At 52.9% G+C, this 18,961-nt stretch carries 21 protein-coding genes; 14 read left to right on the forward strand and 7 right to left on the reverse strand.

The genetic code is table 11. The annotated features are described in order from the left end of the window. Positions 1-20: 20 nt before the first annotated feature. Both BLT01_RS08025 and BLT01_RS15570 read right to left on the reverse strand, forming a co-directional pair. Positions 21-995: a 4-hydroxy-3-methylbut-2-enyl diphosphate reductase gene (locus tag BLT01_RS08025; protein WP_092096816.1), complete on the reverse strand. Its 975-nt coding sequence runs from the start codon at positions 993-995 to the stop codon at positions 21-23. A 62-nt stretch (positions 996-1,057) separates the two neighbouring features. After that, a complete protein-coding gene (locus BLT01_RS15570; RefSeq protein ID WP_264556999.1) occupies positions 1,058-1,567 on the reverse strand; it encodes a YqfQ family protein in 510 nt (169 codons plus the stop codon). 134 nt (positions 1,568-1,701) lie between these two features. On the opposite strand from BLT01_RS15570, the gene BLT01_RS08035 reads away from it, so the two are divergent. Together BLT01_RS08035 and BLT01_RS08040 are read left to right on the forward strand one after the other, a co-directional pair. After that, the gene (locus tag BLT01_RS08035) at positions 1,702-3,009 is read left to right on the forward strand and encodes a DEAD/DEAH box helicase (protein WP_092096822.1); all 1,308 of its coding nucleotides are present in this window, start codon (positions 1,702-1,704) and stop codon (positions 3,007-3,009) included. A 1-nt stretch (position 3,010) separates the two neighbouring features. Next, on the forward strand, positions 3,011-3,898 hold the full coding sequence (locus tag BLT01_RS08040) for a deoxyribonuclease IV (RefSeq protein ID WP_092096825.1): 888 nt from the start codon (positions 3,011-3,013) through the stop codon (positions 3,896-3,898). Between the two features lie 68 nt (positions 3,899-3,966). Here the strand turns inward: BLT01_RS08040 and BLT01_RS08045 are convergent, their stop codons facing one another. Further along, entirely contained in the window at positions 3,967-4,203 is a 237-nt protein-coding gene (locus BLT01_RS08045) for a hypothetical protein (protein ID WP_092096828.1), read from the reverse strand. 100 nt (positions 4,204-4,303) lie between these two features. Here BLT01_RS08045 and BLT01_RS08050 point away from each other — a divergent pair, with 100 nt between their 5' ends. Genes BLT01_RS08050 through BLT01_RS08060 form a run of 3 tightly spaced genes read left to right on the forward strand, consistent with a single transcriptional unit; the run spans position 4,304 to position 6,355 of the window. Continuing rightward, positions 4,304-5,074: a metal ABC transporter ATP-binding protein gene (locus tag BLT01_RS08050; protein ID WP_092096831.1), complete on the forward strand. Its 771-nt coding sequence runs from the start codon at positions 4,304-4,306 to the stop codon at positions 5,072-5,074. Beyond that, positions 5,071-5,946, forward strand: coding sequence for a metal ABC transporter permease (locus BLT01_RS08055; protein ID WP_092096834.1), 876 nt, complete (start codon positions 5,071-5,073; stop codon positions 5,944-5,946). Before BLT01_RS08050 ends, BLT01_RS08055 begins: the two co-directional genes overlap by 4 nt. Then, a complete protein-coding gene (locus tag BLT01_RS08060; RefSeq protein ID WP_092096837.1) occupies positions 5,936-6,355 on the forward strand; it encodes a Fur family transcriptional regulator in 420 nt (139 codons plus the stop codon). Before BLT01_RS08055 ends, BLT01_RS08060 begins: the two co-directional genes overlap by 11 nt. 43 nt (positions 6,356-6,398) lie before the next feature. On the opposite strand, the gene BLT01_RS08065 is transcribed toward BLT01_RS08060, so the two are convergent. From BLT01_RS08065 to BLT01_RS08080, 4 genes are all read right to left on the reverse strand, one after another. Further along, positions 6,399-6,980 carry a hypothetical protein gene (locus tag BLT01_RS08065; protein ID WP_092096840.1) on the reverse strand — a complete coding sequence of 194 codons (582 nt, stop codon included), beginning with the start codon at positions 6,978-6,980 and terminating at the stop codon, positions 6,399-6,401. After that, positions 6,977-8,104: a flavodoxin-dependent (E)-4-hydroxy-3-methylbut-2-enyl-diphosphate synthase gene (gene ispG, locus BLT01_RS08070; protein ID WP_092096843.1), complete on the reverse strand. Its 1,128-nt coding sequence runs from the start codon at positions 8,102-8,104 to the stop codon at positions 6,977-6,979. The genes BLT01_RS08065 and ispG overlap by 4 nt, the downstream gene beginning before the upstream one ends. A gap of 104 nt (positions 8,105-8,208) precedes the next feature. Further along, on the reverse strand, positions 8,209-8,544 hold the full coding sequence (locus BLT01_RS08075; protein WP_092096846.1) for a hypothetical protein: 336 nt from the start codon (positions 8,542-8,544) through the stop codon (positions 8,209-8,211). 23 nt (positions 8,545-8,567) lie between these two features. Beyond that, on the reverse strand, positions 8,568-9,026 hold the full coding sequence (locus BLT01_RS08080) for a DUF1189 family protein (RefSeq protein ID WP_185790771.1): 459 nt from the start codon (positions 9,024-9,026) through the stop codon (positions 8,568-8,570). Between the two features lie 268 nt (positions 9,027-9,294). On the opposite strand from BLT01_RS08080, the gene BLT01_RS08085 reads away from it, so the two are divergent. The 9 genes from BLT01_RS08085 to BLT01_RS08125 all read left to right on the forward strand — a co-directional run bounded on the left by BLT01_RS08085 (position 9,295) and on the right by BLT01_RS08125 (position 18,895). Then, positions 9,295-10,944 carry a Na/Pi cotransporter family protein gene (locus tag BLT01_RS08085; RefSeq protein WP_176765087.1) on the forward strand — a complete coding sequence of 550 codons (1,650 nt, stop codon included), beginning with the start codon at positions 9,295-9,297 and terminating at the stop codon, positions 10,942-10,944. Positions 10,945-10,971: 27 nt separating this feature from the next. After that, positions 10,972-11,454: a DUF456 domain-containing protein gene (locus BLT01_RS08090; protein WP_092096852.1), complete on the forward strand. Its 483-nt coding sequence runs from the start codon at positions 10,972-10,974 to the stop codon at positions 11,452-11,454. Between the two features lie 108 nt (positions 11,455-11,562). Continuing rightward, positions 11,563-12,168, forward strand: coding sequence for a superoxide dismutase (locus tag BLT01_RS08095; RefSeq protein ID WP_092096855.1), 606 nt, complete (start codon positions 11,563-11,565; stop codon positions 12,166-12,168). A 133-nt stretch (positions 12,169-12,301) separates the two neighbouring features. Beyond that, on the forward strand, positions 12,302-14,503 hold the full coding sequence (locus tag BLT01_RS08100) for a peptidoglycan D,D-transpeptidase FtsI family protein (RefSeq protein WP_176765088.1): 2,202 nt from the start codon (positions 12,302-12,304) through the stop codon (positions 14,501-14,503). A 185-nt stretch (positions 14,504-14,688) separates the two neighbouring features. Next, the gene (rpmG, locus tag BLT01_RS08105) at positions 14,689-14,838 is read left to right on the forward strand and encodes a 50S ribosomal protein L33 (protein WP_008299952.1); all 150 of its coding nucleotides are present in this window, start codon (positions 14,689-14,691) and stop codon (positions 14,836-14,838) included. A gap of 57 nt (positions 14,839-14,895) precedes the next feature. After that, positions 14,896-15,486 carry a 5-formyltetrahydrofolate cyclo-ligase gene (locus BLT01_RS08110; RefSeq protein WP_092096861.1) on the forward strand — a complete coding sequence of 197 codons (591 nt, stop codon included), beginning with the start codon at positions 14,896-14,898 and terminating at the stop codon, positions 15,484-15,486. After that, positions 15,470-15,649: a YqgQ family protein gene (locus BLT01_RS08115; RefSeq protein WP_092096864.1), complete on the forward strand. Its 180-nt coding sequence runs from the start codon at positions 15,470-15,472 to the stop codon at positions 15,647-15,649. Before BLT01_RS08110 ends, BLT01_RS08115 begins: the two co-directional genes overlap by 17 nt. 190 nt (positions 15,650-15,839) lie before the next feature. After that, complete coding sequence (locus tag BLT01_RS08120; RefSeq protein WP_092096940.1) at positions 15,840-17,744, forward strand: LTA synthase family protein; 1,905 nt, start codon at positions 15,840-15,842, stop codon at positions 17,742-17,744. A gap of 71 nt (positions 17,745-17,815) precedes the next feature. After that, positions 17,816-18,895, forward strand: a complete 1,080-nt coding sequence (locus BLT01_RS08125) for a YqgU-like beta propeller domain-containing protein (RefSeq protein WP_092096867.1) — start codon at positions 17,816-17,818, stop codon at positions 18,893-18,895. Positions 18,896-18,961 lie beyond the last annotated feature (66 nt).

An 18,961-nucleotide genomic window follows, 5' to 3' on the forward strand; every position in this document is an offset into this window, starting at 1 on the left:
CAGTCCCGTTTTTTCTGTTCTCAAACCGGATAAGGGTCGATCCGTTTAACCGGTTTCGGCTTCCTGATGCGCGGCAGAATTTTTTCAAGTTGTACTTTGGATGTGTTGTCATGCGTTGAAGAATCATTCACATCGTACTGCTCGAGGAAATTGATGACTTCCTTGACAATCGGGGTCGGTGTGGATGCGCCCGCCGTAACGGCGACAGTCTCAACGCCTTCCAGCCAGGCAAGGTCGATGCCCGAAACATCTTCGACCCGGTAGGAAGGGGTGCCGGCAATTTCAATCGAGACTTGGGTAAGCCGGTTGGAGTTGTTGCTCATCGGATCGCCGACAACAATCAGCAGATCGGCATCACCGGCCTGCTCGGCGACGGCTTCCTGCCGGACTTGTGTTGCCATGCAGATTTCGCGGTGCACCTCCAGATGCGGATAGCGCCCCTTCAGGTGTTCCATGATATCGGCGACGTCCCATTGGCTCATCGTCGTCTGATTGGTGACCAGAAGTTTTTCAGCATCAATATCCAGCGATTCTGCATCCGCCATCGTCTGGACAAGATGAACTTTGTCCGGCGCGACTCCGATGGCTCCTTCCGGTTCAGGGTGGCCTTTCTTGCCGATGTAGATAATATCGTAGCCTTCTGCGGTTTTCTCTTCAATCAGGTCGTGAGTACTCGTCACATCGGGGCATGTTGCGTCAATGGAAACGAGTCCTTTGCGGCGGGCAATCTCGCGGACTTCAGGCGAGACGCCATGCGCAGTGAAAATGACCGTTCCTTCTTCGACCTGTTCAAGGATCTCCTTGCGGTTCGGCCCGTCAAGCGTGATGATGCCGTCTTGCTCGAAAGCATCGGTTACATGCTTGTTATGGACAATCATCCCCAAAATATATATCGGCCTCGGCAGCGACTTGTCCATGGCGGCGTTCTGGGCGATGACCATCGCGTCCACGACTCCATAGCAGTAGCCCCTCGGCGAAATCTTGATTACATTCATGGATTTCACTCCTTCAGGTCACTGCCCCTATTATAGCCGAGCGTGGCCGCGGATTCAAAGATTCAAATGGGCGGCTGGAAAATCCGGGGTACGGAACTGCCGTCAGAGCGTGGAGCAGGGGCTTCAGGAGACTGTTGGGCAGTATTCGGTGCTGTTCTGTTTCCGGCGCCGGCCGAAGGTGTTCCTGAAAATCCGCGGTAGATCTGAAGCAGTGCAGGGATATTCTGCATCATCGGGCTGAGCTGGTTGATCAGCGGCGAAAGCTGCTGGGCAGTGGAGAGGAACCTGTCGGCCGTCCTCATATAAGATTCGATCCGTGACATTCCCTGTCCCTGGCCACCGGGATTTCCGGTGATTCCTAACGACCCGCCCGGGGCTCCGCGGCCTCCTGCAGCTCCGACCCCTCCTCTGCCGAACCCGCCCGGACCAAAGCCGGGATTTCTACCGAAGCCGGCAGCCGGACCGTTGAACATTCCGCGCTGTGGGGGAGGTCCGAACGGCATCCGCGGGGGGCTTCCGCCGCCTGAAAACGGGTAAAATGACTGATATCGCATCCGGCGGACTCCTTTCATCAAAATACTCTCTCCCTAAATCATATGCAGAGCCTTCCGCATTGCCACTGATTCCGGATTTCGGCCTATCCGCAACAAACGGGAGAATCCGGCCCGCCTGTGTTAAAATAAAGGACAGTTGAGGAGGAAAACGTATGCTGAAATTCACAGAAATGAAACTCCAGCCTTTTCTGCAGGATGCCATCCGCAGAATCGGTTTTGAAGCGCCGACCCCGGTGCAGGAATCGATCATCCCGCTCATGCTGGCCGGAAAAAGCGCCATCGGACAGGCTCATACCGGTACGGGGAAGACGCACAGCTTCCTGATCCCGATTGTCGAGCGCATCAATCCGGATGCCGATGCAGTACAGGCAGTGATTGCTGCGCCGACAAGGGAACTGGCAGAACAGATCCACTCGGAACTTTTGAAGCTGACTGAAGGGACAAGCATCCGCTCCGGGCTTTTCATGGGCGGCACGGACAAACAGCGTTCCATCGATAAGCTGAAGACACAGCCGCAAGTCGCTGTCGGCACACCCGGAAGGCTGCGGGACCTTGTCCAGGAGGATGCCCTCCTGGCCCACACGGCCAACGTTCTGGTCATCGATGAAGCCGACCTGGCGTTTGATATGGGGTATATCGAGGATATCGACCAAGTGGCCTCGCGGATGCCGAAAGATCTCGAGATGTATGTGTTCTCGGCGACCATTCCGGAAAAGCTCAAGCCATTCCTGAACAAGTATATGGAATCGCCCGAGCATGTGCGGATCGGCGAGCGCCGTCCTGTTGCGGAAGGGATCGAGTTTCCGCTGGTCCCGGTAAGGAGCATGGACCGCAAAAAGAAACTGCTCCTAGTCATGGAAGGGCTGAATCCCTACCTGGCCATCATTTTCACGAACACCCGGAAAGAAGCGGAAGAGGTCGGGGAATATCTGTCTTCGAACGGAATCAAGACAGGGCGCATCCACGGGGACCTGACTCCCCGTGAGCGCCGGAAGATGATGAACCGGGTCCGCGACCTGGAATTCGAGTACATCGTCGCGACCGACCTGGCTTCCCGGGGAATCGATATCCCTGGTGTCAGCCATGTCATCAACTACAACCTGCCTGAGGACCTGGAATTCTTCATCCACCGCTCCGGTCGGACAGCAAGGGCCGGCTTGCAGGGAACTGTCATTACGCTCTATGAGCCTTCGGACGATGACGCAATCGTGCGCATTGAAAAGATGGGCGTGCCATTTGTCCACCGCGACGTCAAAAACGGGGAATGGATCGAGCTGAAGGAACGGCATGCGCGCTCCACCCGGCAAAAGACCGACCGGGAACTGGACGAAAAAATACGGCGACAGGTCAGGAAGCCATCGAAAGTCAAGCCCGGCTATAAGAAAAAGATTGAAAAGCAAGTGGCCGATATCCGGCGCAAAGAAAAGCGCAAGGAACTCCGGCAGGGAAGGAGAAAGTAACGTGCTGATTGGTTCACATGTATCCATGAGCGGCAAAAAGATGCTGCTCGGGGCCAGCGAGGAAGCGGCCTCCTACGGTGCATCGACGTTCATGATTTACACCGGGGCTCCCCAGAATACAAGGCGCAAGCCGGTTGAGGAGCTGAATATTGCAGCCGGCCGCCTTCATATGGAAGAACACGGTCTTTCGAACATTGTTGTCCATGCTCCATACATCATCAATATCGGGAATACGGTCAAGCCGGAAACATTCGAACTCGGCGTGAACTTCCTGCAAAGCGAAATCGAACGGACGGCTGCCCTCGGTGCCGACCAGATTGTCCTGCACCCGGGGGCCCATGTAGGAGAGGGAACCGATAAAGGAATTGCAAAAATCATCGAAGGCCTCAATCAAGTGCTTCAGGCGGAAGCCCCGGTCAGGATCGCTCTTGAGACGATGGCGGGCAAGGGCTCGGAATGCGGATGTTCATTCGATGAATTGGCAAGGATCATCGACGGTGTGGAACGGAACGATCGGCTGACTGTCTGCTTTGACACCTGCCACGTCCACGATTCGGGGTATGACATCGTTAACGACCTTGATCAGGTGCTGACAGAATTCGATCAGACAATCGGTCTGGACCGGATTTCGGTCATCCACGTCAACGACAGCAAAAACGAGCGGGGAGCGAGAAAAGACCGGCACGAGAACATCGGCTTTGGGCATATCGGCTTCGAGGCATTGGCAAGGATCGTACACCTTCCCGAATTTGCGGAACTTCCAAAAATCCTTGAGACCCCTTGGGTCGGGCCGGATAAGACCAGCCGCAAGGCCCCTTACCGGGATGAAATTGCCATGTTGCTCGAACGATCGTTCAGCCGCGAGCCGATCGAAGCCCTCATGGTGTAAACAGAATCAGGCTGCCTGCGCGTCCCGTACGGACGCAACGGCAGCCTGATTTTCTGGTTTCCGATGGATTACAGATACTGGTCCATGATCCATCGTGTCCGTTCCGGTCCGATAATCGATTCCACTTTCCTGATAAACGGCTCAGGCACTCCTGTCCAGAGAAAGGAAAATGAAATTTCATCAAGAAGCGGGCGGAGCTTACGGACTTCTCCCGAAGACAGCTGAATCCCGTACTCCAATGCCAGTTCCCTGAGCTCCCGGTCAGACTTTCTTTTCAAATCCGCAATCATTCCATTCAAATTCATCCTGGGCCTCCATTCTAAAATCATTTACAACAAGAAGGAACTGTACTATACTTCATTGAGTAAATCGTAGTCATTCCGAATTGGAAAAGAGGACGGCAACATGGCAGAACCATTGATAGAGCTTGAAGACGTGTCATACCGCTATGGAGACACGTCCGCGCTCGAACAAATTTTCCTAACCGTTGAAAAGGGAGAATTCTGGGCGGTTATCGGACCGAACGGTTCGGGTAAATCAACCCTGATCAAACTGATCCTCGGTCTGATCAGGCCGTTGTCGGGACAGATCCGCCTGTTCGGCCAAGATTCATCCGATTTCAGGGAAAAGGAGAAAATCGGATATGTCTCGCAAAAATCCAATGCGTTTAACCGCGCCTTTCCCGCAACAGTCAGAGAAGTGGTCCGCAGCGGACTGGTCAAGAAGACCGGTCTGTTCAGACGCTATCCGGCCGATGCCAACGAGAAAGTGGACAGCGCCCTTGCCGCCGTGGGGATGGAAGACTTCACGGAACGGAGCATCGGAGACCTCTCCGGGGGGCAACAGCAGCGTGTGTTTATCGCCCGGGCGCTCATCAGTGATCCGGAACTTCTTGTTCTGGATGAGCCGACTGTCGGCATCGACCGCAAACATATGCAGTCGTTTTATAATATGCTGGGCCGTCTGAACCGTGAGAAAGGGATCGCCATTGTCCTGGTCACACACGATGTGGACACGGTATCCGAACTGGTGACGCATGTGGCCTGTGTAAACCGGTCGATCCACTTCCATGGTCCCCACGAAGAATATAGCCGGCAGGAAGACAGAATCCGCAGCGAATGGTACGGGCATGCGGTCCGGCGAGTGCATCACGGCAGAAAGGCGGCAGACGCATGATTTCTGCCATCGTTGATTATGAATTTCTCCAGAATGCTTTTGCATCCGGTCTGATCATCGGCCTTGTCGCACCGGCGCTTGGTCTGTTCATCGTAGTCAGAAGGCTGGCGCTGATCGCTGATGCGCTGAGTCATGTGGCGCTTGCCGGGATAGCGGGGAGCCTGTTCCTGAGTCAGAATGTTACCGCATTTGCTGCCCTGAACCCGCTTTATCTGGGCATCGGTTCCTCCGTTGCAGGGTCACTTTTGATCGACCGTCTGAGGGAGTTGTACAAAAGCTACGAGGAGCTGGCCATCCCGATCATCATGTCTGGCGGGATTGCGCTCGGCGCCATTTTTATTTCTCTGGCTCAGGGTTTCAGCACCGATCTGGTCGGTTATCTGTTCGGATCGGTCTCGGCCGTGGGCCGGGAAGATCTCTATACGATTTTGGCAGTTGCCGTAATCACGATTCTGTTCATCGTGCTGACTTACAAGGAGCTTTTCTCGATGTCGTTCGACCCCAAGTATTCCAGGGCTCAGGGAATCTCCTCAAGGGCATTGAACATCGGGTTCATGGTCGTTACGGCTCTGGTGGTCGCCGGCTCGATGAGGATTGTGGGCATTCTGCTTGTCTCTTCACTGATGACCATCCCGGTGGCGGCCGCGATGCAGATTGCCAAGGGTTTCCGGCAGGCCATGCTGTACGCAGCCGTCTTCGGGGAACTGTCGGTACTCGGCGGCCTGTTCGCTGCCTTTTATCTCGATCTTGCACCAGGAGGCACCATCGTCGTCATCTCGATCACGATTCTGCTCCTCGTGCTGGGGGGCAAAAAACTGGCCGCATCCCGAAGTGCGGCACGCAATGAGGAGGTGGAAACCGGTGAACTTTAATCTTGCCATGGAGAAGCTGAAGTCGGAAGGTTTCAAGCGGACGCCCAGCAGAGAGGCGATTCTCAGGCTTCTTGAGAGGGAGGACCGGTATCTGTCTGCCGGAGATGTCAGGAAAGCATTGGCCGAAAAACATCCGAAAATGAGCCAGGACACTGTATACCGTAATCTATCGTCATTCTCGGAAATGAAGATTCTTGAAGAGACCGAACTTGGCGGAGAGCGGAAATTCCGCATGCATTGTGACCGGCATGGCCATCACCATCATTTCATCTGCATGGAATGCGGCAGGACCGAAAAATTGGACATCTGTCCGATGGAACAGGTTACTCTTGCGCTTCCGTCATTCATCATCGATGACCACAAATTCGAGGTCTACGGCCAGTGCCCGGACTGCTGCACGGCGGGCTGACGGATGGTCGGATAAAAGAAAAAAGCGTGAGGATTTTGCATCCTCACGCTTTTTGTGTGCCGAATTCTTTTTTGATCCAGTTGTCCGCCTCGCGCCAGTCCTGTACGCGGATCACTCCGGGAGGGGCGGGCAGGCGGTTGTATGGGGCGTCGAACAGCAGGACGGGAATGCCGACTTCTTCATGGATATCGACGGCATTGTCATGCTTGTCTTCGAAAAAGATTTCGATTTCGTGCTTTTTGGCCGCTTCGATTTTCCGGTGGCTGCCTGTCAGTTCGATGTGGCGGTAGGGGATTCCGTGTTCCCTGAACCAGCTGAACGTAACATCCCTGACTTCCAGCCCGCGTGCCGAAATATAGTAAAGTTCATGCAGGCGGTTCCATTTGTTCAGGATCTCCTTGGCATAGTCATGAGCAGGAGAGGTCCTGTAAATTTCAGGTTCCGCTTCCTTGAACCAAGAAGCAAACTCTTTGGGATCCAGCATTGGAAACGAGGCAGTCAGGCTGTAGTCGGTAATGTCGTCCAGCTTGAACTCTCTTCCGAACCGTCTGTTGATGTGCGGCAGGAGGGCAGCAGGGCTGGTCACCGTTCCGTCAATGTCGATTCCGAGGCGGAGCGGTGTCACTCTGCGCCTTCTCCCTGAAGTGACAGTTCTTCTTCGCGGCGCTGTTTCTCGAAGTACTCTTCGGCGAGCTTGTCGATTTCCTTCTTGAGTTCATCAACCATCGTTTCTTCCGGAACTTTACGGACGGTTTCCCCTTTCATGAAGAGAAGGCCCTCACCGCGCGCTCCGGCAATGCCGATATCCGCCTCGCGTGCCTCTCCCGGCCCGTTGACTGCGCATCCGAGAACAGCGACTTTGATCGGCGCCTTGATGTGGGAAATGTATTCTTCCACTTCGTTTGCGATGGAAATCAGGTCGATTTCGATCCGGCCGCATGTCGGGCAGGAAATCAGCGTCGCCGCGTTGGAGGACAGCCCGAAGACTTTCAGCAGTTCGCGTGCCACCTTGATTTCTTCGACAGGATCCGCACTGAGCGATACGCGCAGCGTGTTCCCGATTCCCATGCTGAGGAGGGTGCCGAGACCGGCAGCGCTCTTGATCGAACCGGCGAATTGTGTGCCGGACTCAGTGATGCCAAGGTGGAGAGGATAGTCAAATGCCTGGGACGCTTTGCGATAGGCCTCGATTGCCAGTTGGACATCGGAAGCCTTCAGCGACACGATAATATCATGGAAGTCGAGATCTTCAAGAATCTTGATATGATGAAGCGCACTTTCAACCATTCCATCTGCAGTCGGGTATCCGTACTTCTGAAGAATATGGCGCTCGAGTGAACCGGCGTTGACGCCGATCCGGATCGGGATGCCTTTCTCTTTTGCTGCTTTTACGACTTCTTCGACGCGCTCCCGCTTTCCGATGTTGCCGGGGTTGATGCGGATCTTGTCTGCGCCCTGTTCGATTGCGATCAGGGCAAGGCGGTAGTCGAAATGGATGTCAACTACAAGAGGGATGTCGATCTGTTTCTTGATTTCGCCGATGGCACGCGCAGCGCGTTCGTCTGGGCAAGCCACCCGGACAACCTGGCAGCCAGCTTCCGTCAATCGCTTGATCTGGGCGACAGTCGCCTCCACATCATGCGTCTTGGTTGTGGTCATACTCTGTATAAAGAGTTCATTACTGCCGCCGATCGTCAGATTGCCGACTCGGACCGGACGGGTTTTTGAACGGTGTGTAATTTCACCCATGGTTCATTCTCTCCTTTTCAGGCCGGTGCCTTCACTTGGATTATTCTATCAATGCATGCGGGCTTAGACAAGTAATCCGGATGCAGCCCGCCATGAATTCCCGGTCATCTGCATGTATCACCGCTGCCGGAAGACAGGGGCAAAAAGACCGTCTCTCCGGCAGCCGGCTGCTGGTTTTTCAGGTGGGGGTTCAACTTGTAAAACTCACTCAGCCGGGTGAGGAGGTCCATATCATCCGGGTAAAGCGCGAATAAAGAACGGACTGTATCATCTTTGACGACAGTCACGGGAATTACATCCGGTTCAAGTGTATCCGCACAATCGGAGATGCCGGTTCCTTCCGAGTAAAAGGCGGCTTTCGGAATGGTTCCTTCCTGCAAATCGGTTCTGATGAAATAGGAAATGATGAGAATCACGATTGCCGTCAGGAAAATCCTCATGGAAAAACCCCCTTTTCCACATTCTATGAACGTGCCGGGGGTTTATGCGCGACGGGTCTCTTAGACGGGCCATTTTTGGGATAATAGCCGACCGCCAGCCAGATATAAACAAAGGCCGCAGCCCAGGATAAGACCGTGGCAAGCGGAATGATTCCGCCGAGCAGATCATCGGACAGAAGAATCAGCGTCGGCACGGTGAGCGCGACTGCCGATGTCCGCCAAAGGTGCCGGTATTCGCCGCGCCGTCCGCGAATCCGGACCATGCCCATTCCTGCAAGAGCAGCGATGCTCGCTTTGATGTAAAAATAAAATGTGGAAATCAGAAACTGGAGGACAAAGGCTGCGGGATACAGGAGCGGGCCGATGCCTTTCAGCTCTTCCGCCGGGATTTCTGTATCTGCCAGGATATCCCTGGAAGATATCGAAAAATTGACGAACGACAGGACAGCCGTGAAAAACACAAATATGAAAATATACTTCACGACTTTGCCGAATGGCAGAAGCCTGTATGCGGCCAGTTTCTTCGGCTCATAAAAAGCCGAAAGGAAGAGTTGCCGGAACTTCAGATTCAGATCAATCGCCTCCCTAACCTGTTTATTTTAACATGCGGAAGGGTAGTTCTGAATGAAGAATACGACAGTTCTATGACTCCGTGGCGTCCGATTGTTAACGTATTGTAAATTCTTTAAAGCCGCTCTTTACAATCAGCAGGCAGACTCTACATAATGGACAGGCATCAATATTTGTCGAATGGGGTTGAATGAACTCGTGGAAATCAACTGGACAGAAATGTTATTCCAGTTTATCGGAGGACTTGGGATTTTTCTTTTCTCCATTAACTTTATGGGGGACGCTCTCCAGAAAGCGGCCGGGGACCGGCTCAGAGATATATTGGACCGATTCACGACGAACCCGTTTATGGGCGTGCTGGTCGGGATTATTGTCACGGTCCTGATTCAGTCCAGTTCAGGTACGACCGTCATCGTCGTCGGCCTCGTCAGTGCAGGCTTCATGAAGCTGCGCCAGGCGATCGGCGTCATTATGGGGGCAAATATCGGGACAACCGTCACCGCCTTCATCATCGGTTTTGACGTCGGTGCCTATGCGCTGCCGATCATGGGTCTGGGCGCTTTCCTCTTGTTCTTCTTCAGAAAGGACAAAATCAAGAACCTGGGTGAAGTCATCTTCGGATTCGGCGGGCTTTTCCTCGGTCTTGAACTGATGAGCGGAGGGATGAAGCCGCTCCGTGAACTCCCTGCTTTTATCGACATGACAGTCGCGATGAGCGAGCATTCGGTGCTGGGTGTTGTCGTCGGAACGGTCTTCACACTGATTGTCCAAAGCTCCAGTGCCACAGTCGGAATCCTGCAGGGTCTGTATGCCGAGCAGCTGATTGATCTCAGAGCCGCACTGCCGGTCCTGTTCGGGGATAATATCGGGACGACCATTACGGCAATCCTTGCATCTCTCGGAGCTTCTGTAGCGGCACGCCGTGCGGCTGCCACCCATGTCCTGTTCAACGTGGCAGGAACCATTGTCTTTATGATTTTCCTTGTGCCGTTTACTGCATACGTCAGCTGGCTGTCGTCCGCACTCGGGCTTGAGCCGAAAATGCAGATCGCATTTGCCCACGGTTCCTTTAACGTGGCCAACACGATCCTCCAGTTCCCGCTGATCGGGGCTTGGGCATTTGTTGTGACGAAGCTTATTCCGGGAGACGATGTATCGATTGAATTCAAACCGAAACATCTGGATCCTTCATTCATATCCCAATCGCCGTCCATTGCGATCGGCCAGGCGAAAGAAGAAATTCTGCGGATGGGAGAATACGCCGTACGCGGGCTGAACGAGACTTACAGCTATCTGAAGTCGAGCAATAAGAAGCATTCAGAGACGGCTTACCAGCTGGAAGACGCAATCAATAACCTGGACCGCAATATCACGGATTACCTTGTTAAAGTCTCCGCAGAGCCGATCAGCGCGATTGAATCCGAGCGTCACGTCATCCTGATGGAGACCGTCCGTGACATCGAGCGGATTGGTGACCATTTTGAAAACATTATCGAACTGATTGATTACCGGGAAGCGAATCGTGTCGTCATGACGGAAGGCGCAATGGCAGACCTTGATGAAATGTTCAGCCTGACCATTGAGACGGTCGAACGTTCTCTCGAAGCGCTCAACCACCACGACGCAGAAATCGCACGCGAAGTCGCGGAAAAAGAAGACCTCATCGACAAAATGGAGCGGAAGTTCCGCAAAAAGCACATCCAGCGGCTGAACGACGGCCAATGCTCCGCACAGGCGGGAATCGTATTCGTTGATATCGTTAGCAACCTTGAACGGATCGGTGACCATGCCGTCAATATTGCGGAAGCCATCCTTGGCAGAAACATCTAATGTGCGAAAGGGAAGGAGGGGAACTGAATGGACATGATCGCATGGACGCTCATCATCTTATGTTTCACGGTTGCGTTCATCGGGCTAGTTTATCCGGTGATTCCCGCCTCCCTTTTTGTTTTTCTCGGTTTTGTTCTTTATGGGCTGTTTTACTCGTTCGCAAATCTTCCATGGTGGTTCTGGGTGGCTGAAGTTTTGTTTGTCATCCTGTTGTTCGGAGCGGATTTCCTGGCCAATGCTGTTGGCGTAAAAAGATACGGCGGTACAAAGGCCGGTATGTGGGGGAGTACGATAGGTATCCTTGTCGGACCATTCGTCATCCCTGTGTTCGGTATTCTTGCCGGACCGTTTATCGGAGCGGTTGCCGGCGAACTTCTGATAAACAGGAAAGGACTCAAGCAGGCTCTCCGGAGCGGGCTTGGCTCGCTGATTGGTTTCCTGACATCGGTTGCCGTCAAGGGCGCCATCCAAATTATCATGATTTTGCTGTTTGTCATTGTCGCCACTTAATATGTTTTCTGCACCGCCATATTCGGCGGTGCTTTTTGATTGAAGCTGTGCAACAAGTTTGATAATGTGGAGATGCAGTTAATCATCAGAAACCGGGAGGAATGTGAAATGGCTTTTAAATTGCCTGAACTTCCATACGCGTACGACGCGCTGGAGCCAAGCATCGACAAAGAAACAATGGAGATCCACCATACGAAACACCACAACACGTATGTAACAAACCTGAACGCAGCAGTTGAAGGAACGGATCTTGCTGAAAAATCGATTGAAGAGGTTCTCCGTAACTTCGATTCCGTACCGGAAGACAAGAAAACAGCAGTACGCAACAACGGCGGCGGACACGCCAACCACTCGCTCTTCTGGCAGATTCTTTCGCCTAACGGCGGCGGCCAGCCATCCGGAGCGCTTGCTGATGCAATTGACAAAAAGTTCGGCAGTTTTGACAAGTTCAAAGAAGAATTTGAAACAGCAGCAAAGGGCCGTTTCGGTTCCGGCTGGGCATGGCTCGTTGTAAACAACGGAGAGATTGAAATCACATCCACCGCAAACCAGGACTCTCCGCTCATGGAAGGCAAAACGCCTGTTCTCGGACTTGATGTCTGGGAGCACGCATACTACCTGAAGTATCAGAACCGCCGTCCTGAATACGCGTCGGCATTCTGGAATGTTGTAAACTGGGAAGAAGTTTCCAAGCGCTACGAAGCAGCGAAGTAATTTTTTCGTTCAGCAAAAAAACCGGCTGTGCCGGAAACCCCGCACACACCACGGGCGTCCCGTTGGTGTGTGCTTTTTTTGTTGGTTTGCGGTACAATTTTCATAGAAATTTGCAGGGAAAGGGGGAAGCCGCGTGAACCGCCGCAGGCGCTCCTCTAAACAGGAAACACCAAAACAGAGGTTTCGCAAGAACACTACTTTCAGGATGAACATCCTATTCTTCACCATCTTCCTCTTGTTCTCGTCGCTGGTCCTCCGCCTGGGCTATCTGCAGATTGTCAAAGGGGAAGACTACAAGCGCGAAATCGAACGGAAAGAGGAAATCTCGGTCAATACAAGTGTGCCACGGGGCAGGATCTACGACCGGAACGGAGAGATTTTGGTCGGCAACGAACCGAAGCGCGCGATCACTTATACGAAAAAGCAGTCCACGAAGCCGGAGGAAATGCTTGAGGTCGCCCGCAGCCTTGCAGAATTGATCGAAAAAGATGAGGAAGAAGTCACGACGCGCGACAAAAAGGACTTCTGGATTCTTCTCAACAAAGATGAGGCATACGACCGCGTGTCGGACAAAGAGAAAAAAGCGATCAATTCGGATGAAACCAAAACGAAAACCCAGCGCCAGAGGGAACTGGACAGCCTGGTGCGCGACAAGATCACCGAAGAAGATCTGAATGCCATGACGGACGAGGAGCTTGAGGTGCTTGCCATTTACAGGGAGATGTCATCGGGCTACAACTACTCGCCGCAGATCATCAAGAGCGGCGATGTGACGCCGGAGGAATATGCAAAAGTTTCCGAACGGCTCCACGAGCTTCCGGGTGTCAACACAACGACGGACTGGGAGCGGGTGAAAAACTCCGAGTTGGCCATACTCGGTAATACAACAACGCCAAAAACAGGCCTTCCGAGTGAAAAGCTGGAATACTATCTTTCCCGCGGGTATTCGCGCAACGACCGGGTCGGCACAAGCTTCATTGAGGAGCAGTACGAATCCGTCCTGCAGGGACAGAAGACAATCGCCAAAAACATCACGGACAAAGCGGGCAATGTCCTTGAGACCGTACCCGTACAAGAGGGCCAGCCGGGCAAGGACCTGGTCCTGTCCATTGACAATGAACTGCAGAAAAAAGCGGAGGAAGTCGTTTCCCGCCATGTTCTGGCCATCAAAAACGGACGGAACTCCCAGATGTTCGACCGGATCTTCTTTGTCATGATGGACCCCAACAACGGGGAAATCATATCGATGGTCGGCAAGCAAGCTTACTATGATCAAGAATCTGGCAGATACAAAGTCCGGGACAGGACATTTGGCACTTTCCAAGATGCATACGAAGCGGGATCCACCGTCAAGATGGCGACTGTCTTGGCCGGTTACGAGCACGGAGCGATCCATGCCGGACAGACGATGATCGATGAGCCGCTGCATTTCAGAGGAACGTCTCCGAAGCGGTCGCTGTTCAACCAGTATGGCCGTGTGGCCGTCACTGACCTGACCGCCATCACCCGGTCGTCCAACGTCTACATGTGGAAAATTGCTATCGCACTCGGTGGAGGTTCTTATGTGAGGAACGGCCCGCTTGCCATTGATACTCAGGCCATCGACCGGTTCCGTGATTCATTTGCCGGTTTCGGACTCGGCGTCCCAACCGGCATCGACCTTCCAAACGAAGCAGCGGGACAGAGTCCTGCCAAGCCGGACGCCAATAAAATCCTCGACTTTGCCATCGGACAATATGACACGTATACAACCATGCAACTTGCCCAATACGTCTCTACGATTGCAAACGGCGGATATCGGGTTGCCCCGCGCGTGGTCAAGGAAATCAGGGAGCCGTCTCCGGACGGCAAGACACTCGGCCCGATTGCGACGGAAGTTCCGGCAAGGTACCTCAACCGCATTGATAATTCTGACGGCCAGATCGATCGCATGAAGCAGGGGATGTACACGGTCTACTACAACCCGCGTGGTACTGCGTATTCCACATTCAAAGATACGAAAGGCTATAAAGCCGCCGGTAAGACAGGCACCGCCCAGCGAAATTACTACGAGGCGGACCGGAACGATCCGTGGTTCGGCAAGCCGACCATCAACGTATCACATGTCGGATTCGCCCCTTACGAAGACCCGGAAATCGCCTATGCGATCCTGGCCCCGAACGTTTCATCAAATACCGGCTATATTCCGCATCCGAACAATGAAATCGCACGCGAAATGACTGATTTCTATTTTGAACTCAAAAAGCAGCGGATCGAAGACGGAGAAGCCGGTCCCAACACCGAGGGCACACTTAAAGAATCCTCTGATGACACGGTTATCCGGGAAGGTGAATGATCAGCAGGGCCGGGACTGCCGCAAAGGCACCCGGCCCTTGCTTTCGGCGCTGAAAAAAATGCCGTTGATCGCATATTCTTTAGTGGACATCAGCACGCTGTGTGCTATAATGGAACAGTCGTATAAATCATGCTCACTTTACATGCTCAAACATTTCTATCCTGTATGAGTGGGAGGGGAACCGAATGCGCGTTAACGTAACTCTTGCTTGCACCGAATGCGGCGAGCGCAACTATATCACGACTAAAAACAAGCGGACCAATCCGGAACGCATTGAAATGAAAAAGTATTGCTCACGTGATAACAAACAGACTCTGCACCGCGAAACGAAGTAAGCGGATCCTGCCAAAACCGGTACCGGTTTTGGTTTTTTCATTGAAGGGGGCTCTGTAATGGATAAAAAAGAGATCCGGAAGACCATACTCGGTGCATTGGGCTCAATGGGACCGGAAGAATATGCTGCCCGAAGCCAGGAGGCCATTCGTCGCCTCAGAGCCGACCCAAGGTATAGTCAGGCCGGCACAATCGGCGTAACTATCTCAAGATTTCCCGAGCTTGATACCAGGCCGCTTGTGGAAGCAGCCTGGAAAGACGGCAAACGGGTGGCGGCGCCAAAATGCGTGCCGTCCGACCGCAGTATGCAATTCCGATATATCCGCTCCTACGAAGAACTGGAGACCGTCTACATGGACCTTCTCGAACCCGCGGAAAGCATGACAATGCCCGCCGGCAGTCAAGAGATCGGTCTTCTGATCGTCCCCGGTGTCGCTTATGCGGAGACCGGTCACCGCATCGGTTTCGGCGGCGGCTATTATGACCGCTATTTGCAGGAATTCAGCGGGCACAAGGTCTCTCTTGCTTTTGAGGAGCAGCTGTGCGGGGAAGTGCCGGTTGAGTCCCATGATATCCCTGTCGACAGTATTTTTACGGAACGCCGTGTGGTCCATTGCCGGGGAGGGTCGCCGGATGGAAACCGTCTATGATGTGATGCAGCTGTTAAAGCGCTTCGGGACGTTTGTCTATACCGGCGATCGGAATGCCGACCTGATCCTCTTGGAAATGGAAGTCCGCCAGCTGCACGCCGACGGCCTGATCACCCAGAAAGAATTCGCCCAATCCCTGCTTGTTTTAAGAAGAGGGAAATAAGCCCGGGACAGTTTTTCAGGTCTTTGGAAGTATTAAGAATTTATGAACTTCAATTTAAAATGAAACCATATGAAGTTTACATCCGTCATAAGTAGGGTACCCGGATTTGAGCAGTCATGTGTTTGTCTTCATTCCAATCATTTATATCCTGCCAAACCGGAAAACCGACCAGAAAGGGGTTAGCCAGAACGTGGCAACTACGAAAAGGCCAAAACTCCTGCTGCTGCTTGCGGTTGCAGTAGTGGCATCATGGCTTAAAACCTATATCACATATAAAACAAGCTTCAATATGGCGATCGATAATGTGATGCAGGAATTTATCCTGTTCATCAACCCGCTGTTCTTCCTGCTCTTCATTTACGGCTTCTCCATGTACATGAAGACTTGGAAAGGGACTGTCAGGTATCTGCTGATCACAAGCACGATCATGACAATCGTTCTGTATGGGAACGTTGTGTTCTACAGATTTTACAGTGATTTCATCACGCTTCCGGTCCTGTTCCAGACAAATAACTTCGGAGACCTCGGATCTTCCGTGCTGTCGAGCCTGAGAATCCATGATCCGCTTTACTTCGCGGATATCCTGATCATCTGGTTTGCTGCGAGAAAAATTGGTGAGCCTGCCATCAAGGCGGCGGTCCGTCCGATGTTCCGCAGACTTTATTTTGTAGGGACAGCGGCATTGCTCGTCCTGAACCTCGGCCTTGCCGAAACAGAACGACCGCAGCTTCTCACGCGAAGCTTTGACCGGGAATTGCTTGTTAAAAACCTGGGGATGTACAATTATCACCTCTATGACATCTATATTCAGTCGAAGTCCCATGCACAGCGTGCCTTGGCAGACGGAACCGAACTGACAGAAATCGAAAACTACACGTCCGCCAATCATGCAGTACCCGATCCGGAGATGTTCGGTGTCGCGAAAGATCGGAATGTCATCTTGGTTTCGATGGAGTCCCTCCAGACATTCGTGATCAACAATGACATGAATGGCCACGAGGTTACGCCGTTCCTCAACAGCCTGACGCAGGACAAAGATACGTTCTACTTCCCGAACTTCTATCATCAGACCGGTCTCGGGAAGACTTCGGACTCCGAGTTCCTCGTGGAAAACTCACTTTACCCGCTGAGCGGCGGAGCGGTATTTTTCACGCATGGTGGTAACACCTATAACTCGATGGCTGAAAAACTTGGTGACAATGGCTACTATACGAATGTCATGCACCCGAACGGCAAAAGCTTCTGGAACAGGGATATGATGTACAAGGCACTCGACGTGGATCACTTCTACGATATTGAAAGCTATACGATCGGAGAAGGCGATGCGGTCAACTGGGGCATGAAGGATATACCGTTCTTCGAACAGTCCGCAGACCTCATGGCGGAAATGCCGCAGCCGTTTTATTCCCGGATGATCACCCTCACGAACCATTATCCGTTCACGCTTGATGAAGAGGACAAGTACATTCCGGAATACGATTCAAACTCAAAAACGCTGAACCGCTATTTCCAGACAGCCCGCTATATGGATGAAGCCCTTAAGAGCTTCTTTGATGACCTGAAGGAAAAGGGACTCTATGACAATTCCATCATTGTCATGTATGGGGACCACTATGGCATCTCCGAAAATCACAACAAGGCGATGAGCATGTACCTCGATGAAGAGGTGACGCCGCTTCTGTCAGCCGAACTCCAGAAAGTGCCATTGTTCATCCACATCCCTGGTTACGGGGAAGGGGAGACGCTGGACACACTTGCAGGACAGATTGACCTCCGCCCGACCATTCTGCATCTCATGGGAATTGATACTAAAGAGGACCTGCAATTCGGAACAGACATTTTCTCTCCTGAGCATGATGAATTTGTCATCTTCCGTGACGGCCGATTCGTCACTCCGGAAAATATTTATGCCGGAGAAATGTGCTATGATCTGTCCACACGGGAGGCCGGAGACCCGGCTGCCTGTGAGGAAAGCATGCAAAAAGTACAGCAGGAGCTGAAATATTCGGATATGGTCATCAATGGCGACTTGCTTAGATTCTATCGGAATCAGCCGGTGCCCGGGCAGGAATTAGAACTGCGGGAAGCCGAATGACCGGAAGCCTGTGCGGAACCAATGCCGCACAGGCTTTTTTACATAAACTAAACGAAACTGGGGGGGTAGGGTTGAGGAAATACGGGATGCTTGCTGTCGTGCTTTCCATCACTTTGTCGGCAGCGGGCTGTTCGCCTGACGAAGACGCATTCCGTGATCAGGGCAAAATGGCTGAACGTGCTGAAGAACCGGGGGGAAGCAGGCAGACCAGCCCTGATCATGCGGAACGTCCATCAGTCTTGGGTTTTGATGCAGAAGGCAGGATCTTGGCCGTCACAGACGGAGAAACAGGCGGTTCCGTCCTGTACGCAATCAATCCTGATAAAGGCACTTCCGAAGAAGTTATCAGGACAGAGCTTGTCATCACCGAGGCGGAAAGCCATCCGTCCGGCCGGCTGCTGCTCAGGCTCGATACAGGTGAGGGAGAAGCCCGCCTGAGGCTGGTCGGTGACAACACAGCAGAAAATGATCTGATTGTGGAATCCCATGATATCGCCTGGTCTTGGAATCCGGAAGAATGGACGAAGCTGTACATCACCGCTTTTGATGAAAACTGGGAATTTGAGGTGTTCTTGGCCGATGCCTCCACAGAATCGCTCCAGTCAGTGGAAGATGCCGGGCCTTTCCCGGTGTGGCTGGAGGCTGATGGTGTTGCGGAAATCATTGATGACGGCGACTTGGAAGACGGAGGGACACTCGTGGACGGAAATGGAACCGTGTTGGCGGACAATGTACTGGAATTTTCGTCGGACGGCAAGATGTTCGCCATTGCAAAAGCGGCAGGCGAAGGCAGCATTGACTATATGATCGGCAGCGGAAACGATGATTGGCTGCCTGTCTTGAACCTTCCCGCTGAAGAACAATGGCTTGGACTGCTTCCCGCGGAGATTGAGCAGGCAGGACCCGGACGGTTCGTAACGCTGCTTCCGGCGGAAACCGAGGACGGGTCCGAGGCTTCCAATTGGCAGCCGGCGGTGATTTCGGCAAGGGGCATCCGGAAGGCGTCGGTAATGGTCGATTCACCGGTCATAACGTGCTCGCCGGAAACGTCAGTCTGCCTGTCAGGTGCAATGAGAGAGATGCTTTTCGACACGGCGGACGGTACGCTTGTCAATTGGATGGACAAGTTAAAAGGCGATTCCGGAGAATGACCGGAATCGCCTTTTAACGTCATGGGTTCAATGCCAAAAGAAAGGGCCGGCATGTTTGCCGGCCCT

Origin of the sequence: Bhargavaea beijingensis, from assembly GCF_900101985.1 — a bacterium.
Lineage (GTDB): Bacteria > Bacillota > Bacilli > Bacillales_A > Planococcaceae > Bhargavaea > Bhargavaea beijingensis.

Excerpts from the sequence above, each read along its gene's own strand:
- BLT01_RS08025 (WP_092096816.1), bottom strand. The coding sequence starts at position 995 with ATGAATGTAATCAAGATTTCGCCGAGGGGCTACTGCTATGGAGTCGTG.
- BLT01_RS08115 (WP_092096864.1), top strand. The coding sequence starts at position 15,470 with ATGGAAACCGTCTATGATGTGATGCAGCTGTTAAAGCGCTTCGGGACG.
- BLT01_RS15570 (WP_264556999.1), bottom strand. The coding sequence starts at position 1,567 with ATGAAAGGAGTCCGCCGGATGCGATATCAGTCATTTTACCCGTTTTCA.
- rpmG (WP_008299952.1), top strand. The coding sequence starts at position 14,689 with ATGCGCGTTAACGTAACTCTTGCTTGCACCGAATGCGGCGAGCGCAAC.
- BLT01_RS08110 (WP_092096861.1), top strand. The coding sequence starts at position 14,896 with ATGGATAAAAAAGAGATCCGGAAGACCATACTCGGTGCATTGGGCTCA.
- BLT01_RS08095 (WP_092096855.1), top strand. The coding sequence starts at position 11,563 with ATGGCTTTTAAATTGCCTGAACTTCCATACGCGTACGACGCGCTGGAG.
- BLT01_RS08050 (WP_092096831.1), top strand. The coding sequence starts at position 4,304 with ATGGCAGAACCATTGATAGAGCTTGAAGACGTGTCATACCGCTATGGA.
- ispG (WP_092096843.1), bottom strand. The coding sequence starts at position 8,104 with ATGGGTGAAATTACACACCGTTCAAAAACCCGTCCGGTCCGAGTCGGC.
- BLT01_RS08055 (WP_092096834.1), top strand. The coding sequence starts at position 5,071 with ATGATTTCTGCCATCGTTGATTATGAATTTCTCCAGAATGCTTTTGCA.
- BLT01_RS08075 (WP_092096846.1), bottom strand. The coding sequence starts at position 8,544 with ATGAGGATTTTCCTGACGGCAATCGTGATTCTCATCATTTCCTATTTC.
- BLT01_RS08090 (WP_092096852.1), top strand. The coding sequence starts at position 10,972 with ATGGACATGATCGCATGGACGCTCATCATCTTATGTTTCACGGTTGCG.
- BLT01_RS08035 (WP_092096822.1), top strand. The coding sequence starts at position 1,702 with ATGCTGAAATTCACAGAAATGAAACTCCAGCCTTTTCTGCAGGATGCC.
- BLT01_RS08085 (WP_176765087.1), top strand. The coding sequence starts at position 9,295 with ATGGGGTTGAATGAACTCGTGGAAATCAACTGGACAGAAATGTTATTC.
- BLT01_RS08045 (WP_092096828.1), bottom strand. The coding sequence starts at position 4,203 with ATGAATTTGAATGGAATGATTGCGGATTTGAAAAGAAAGTCTGACCGG.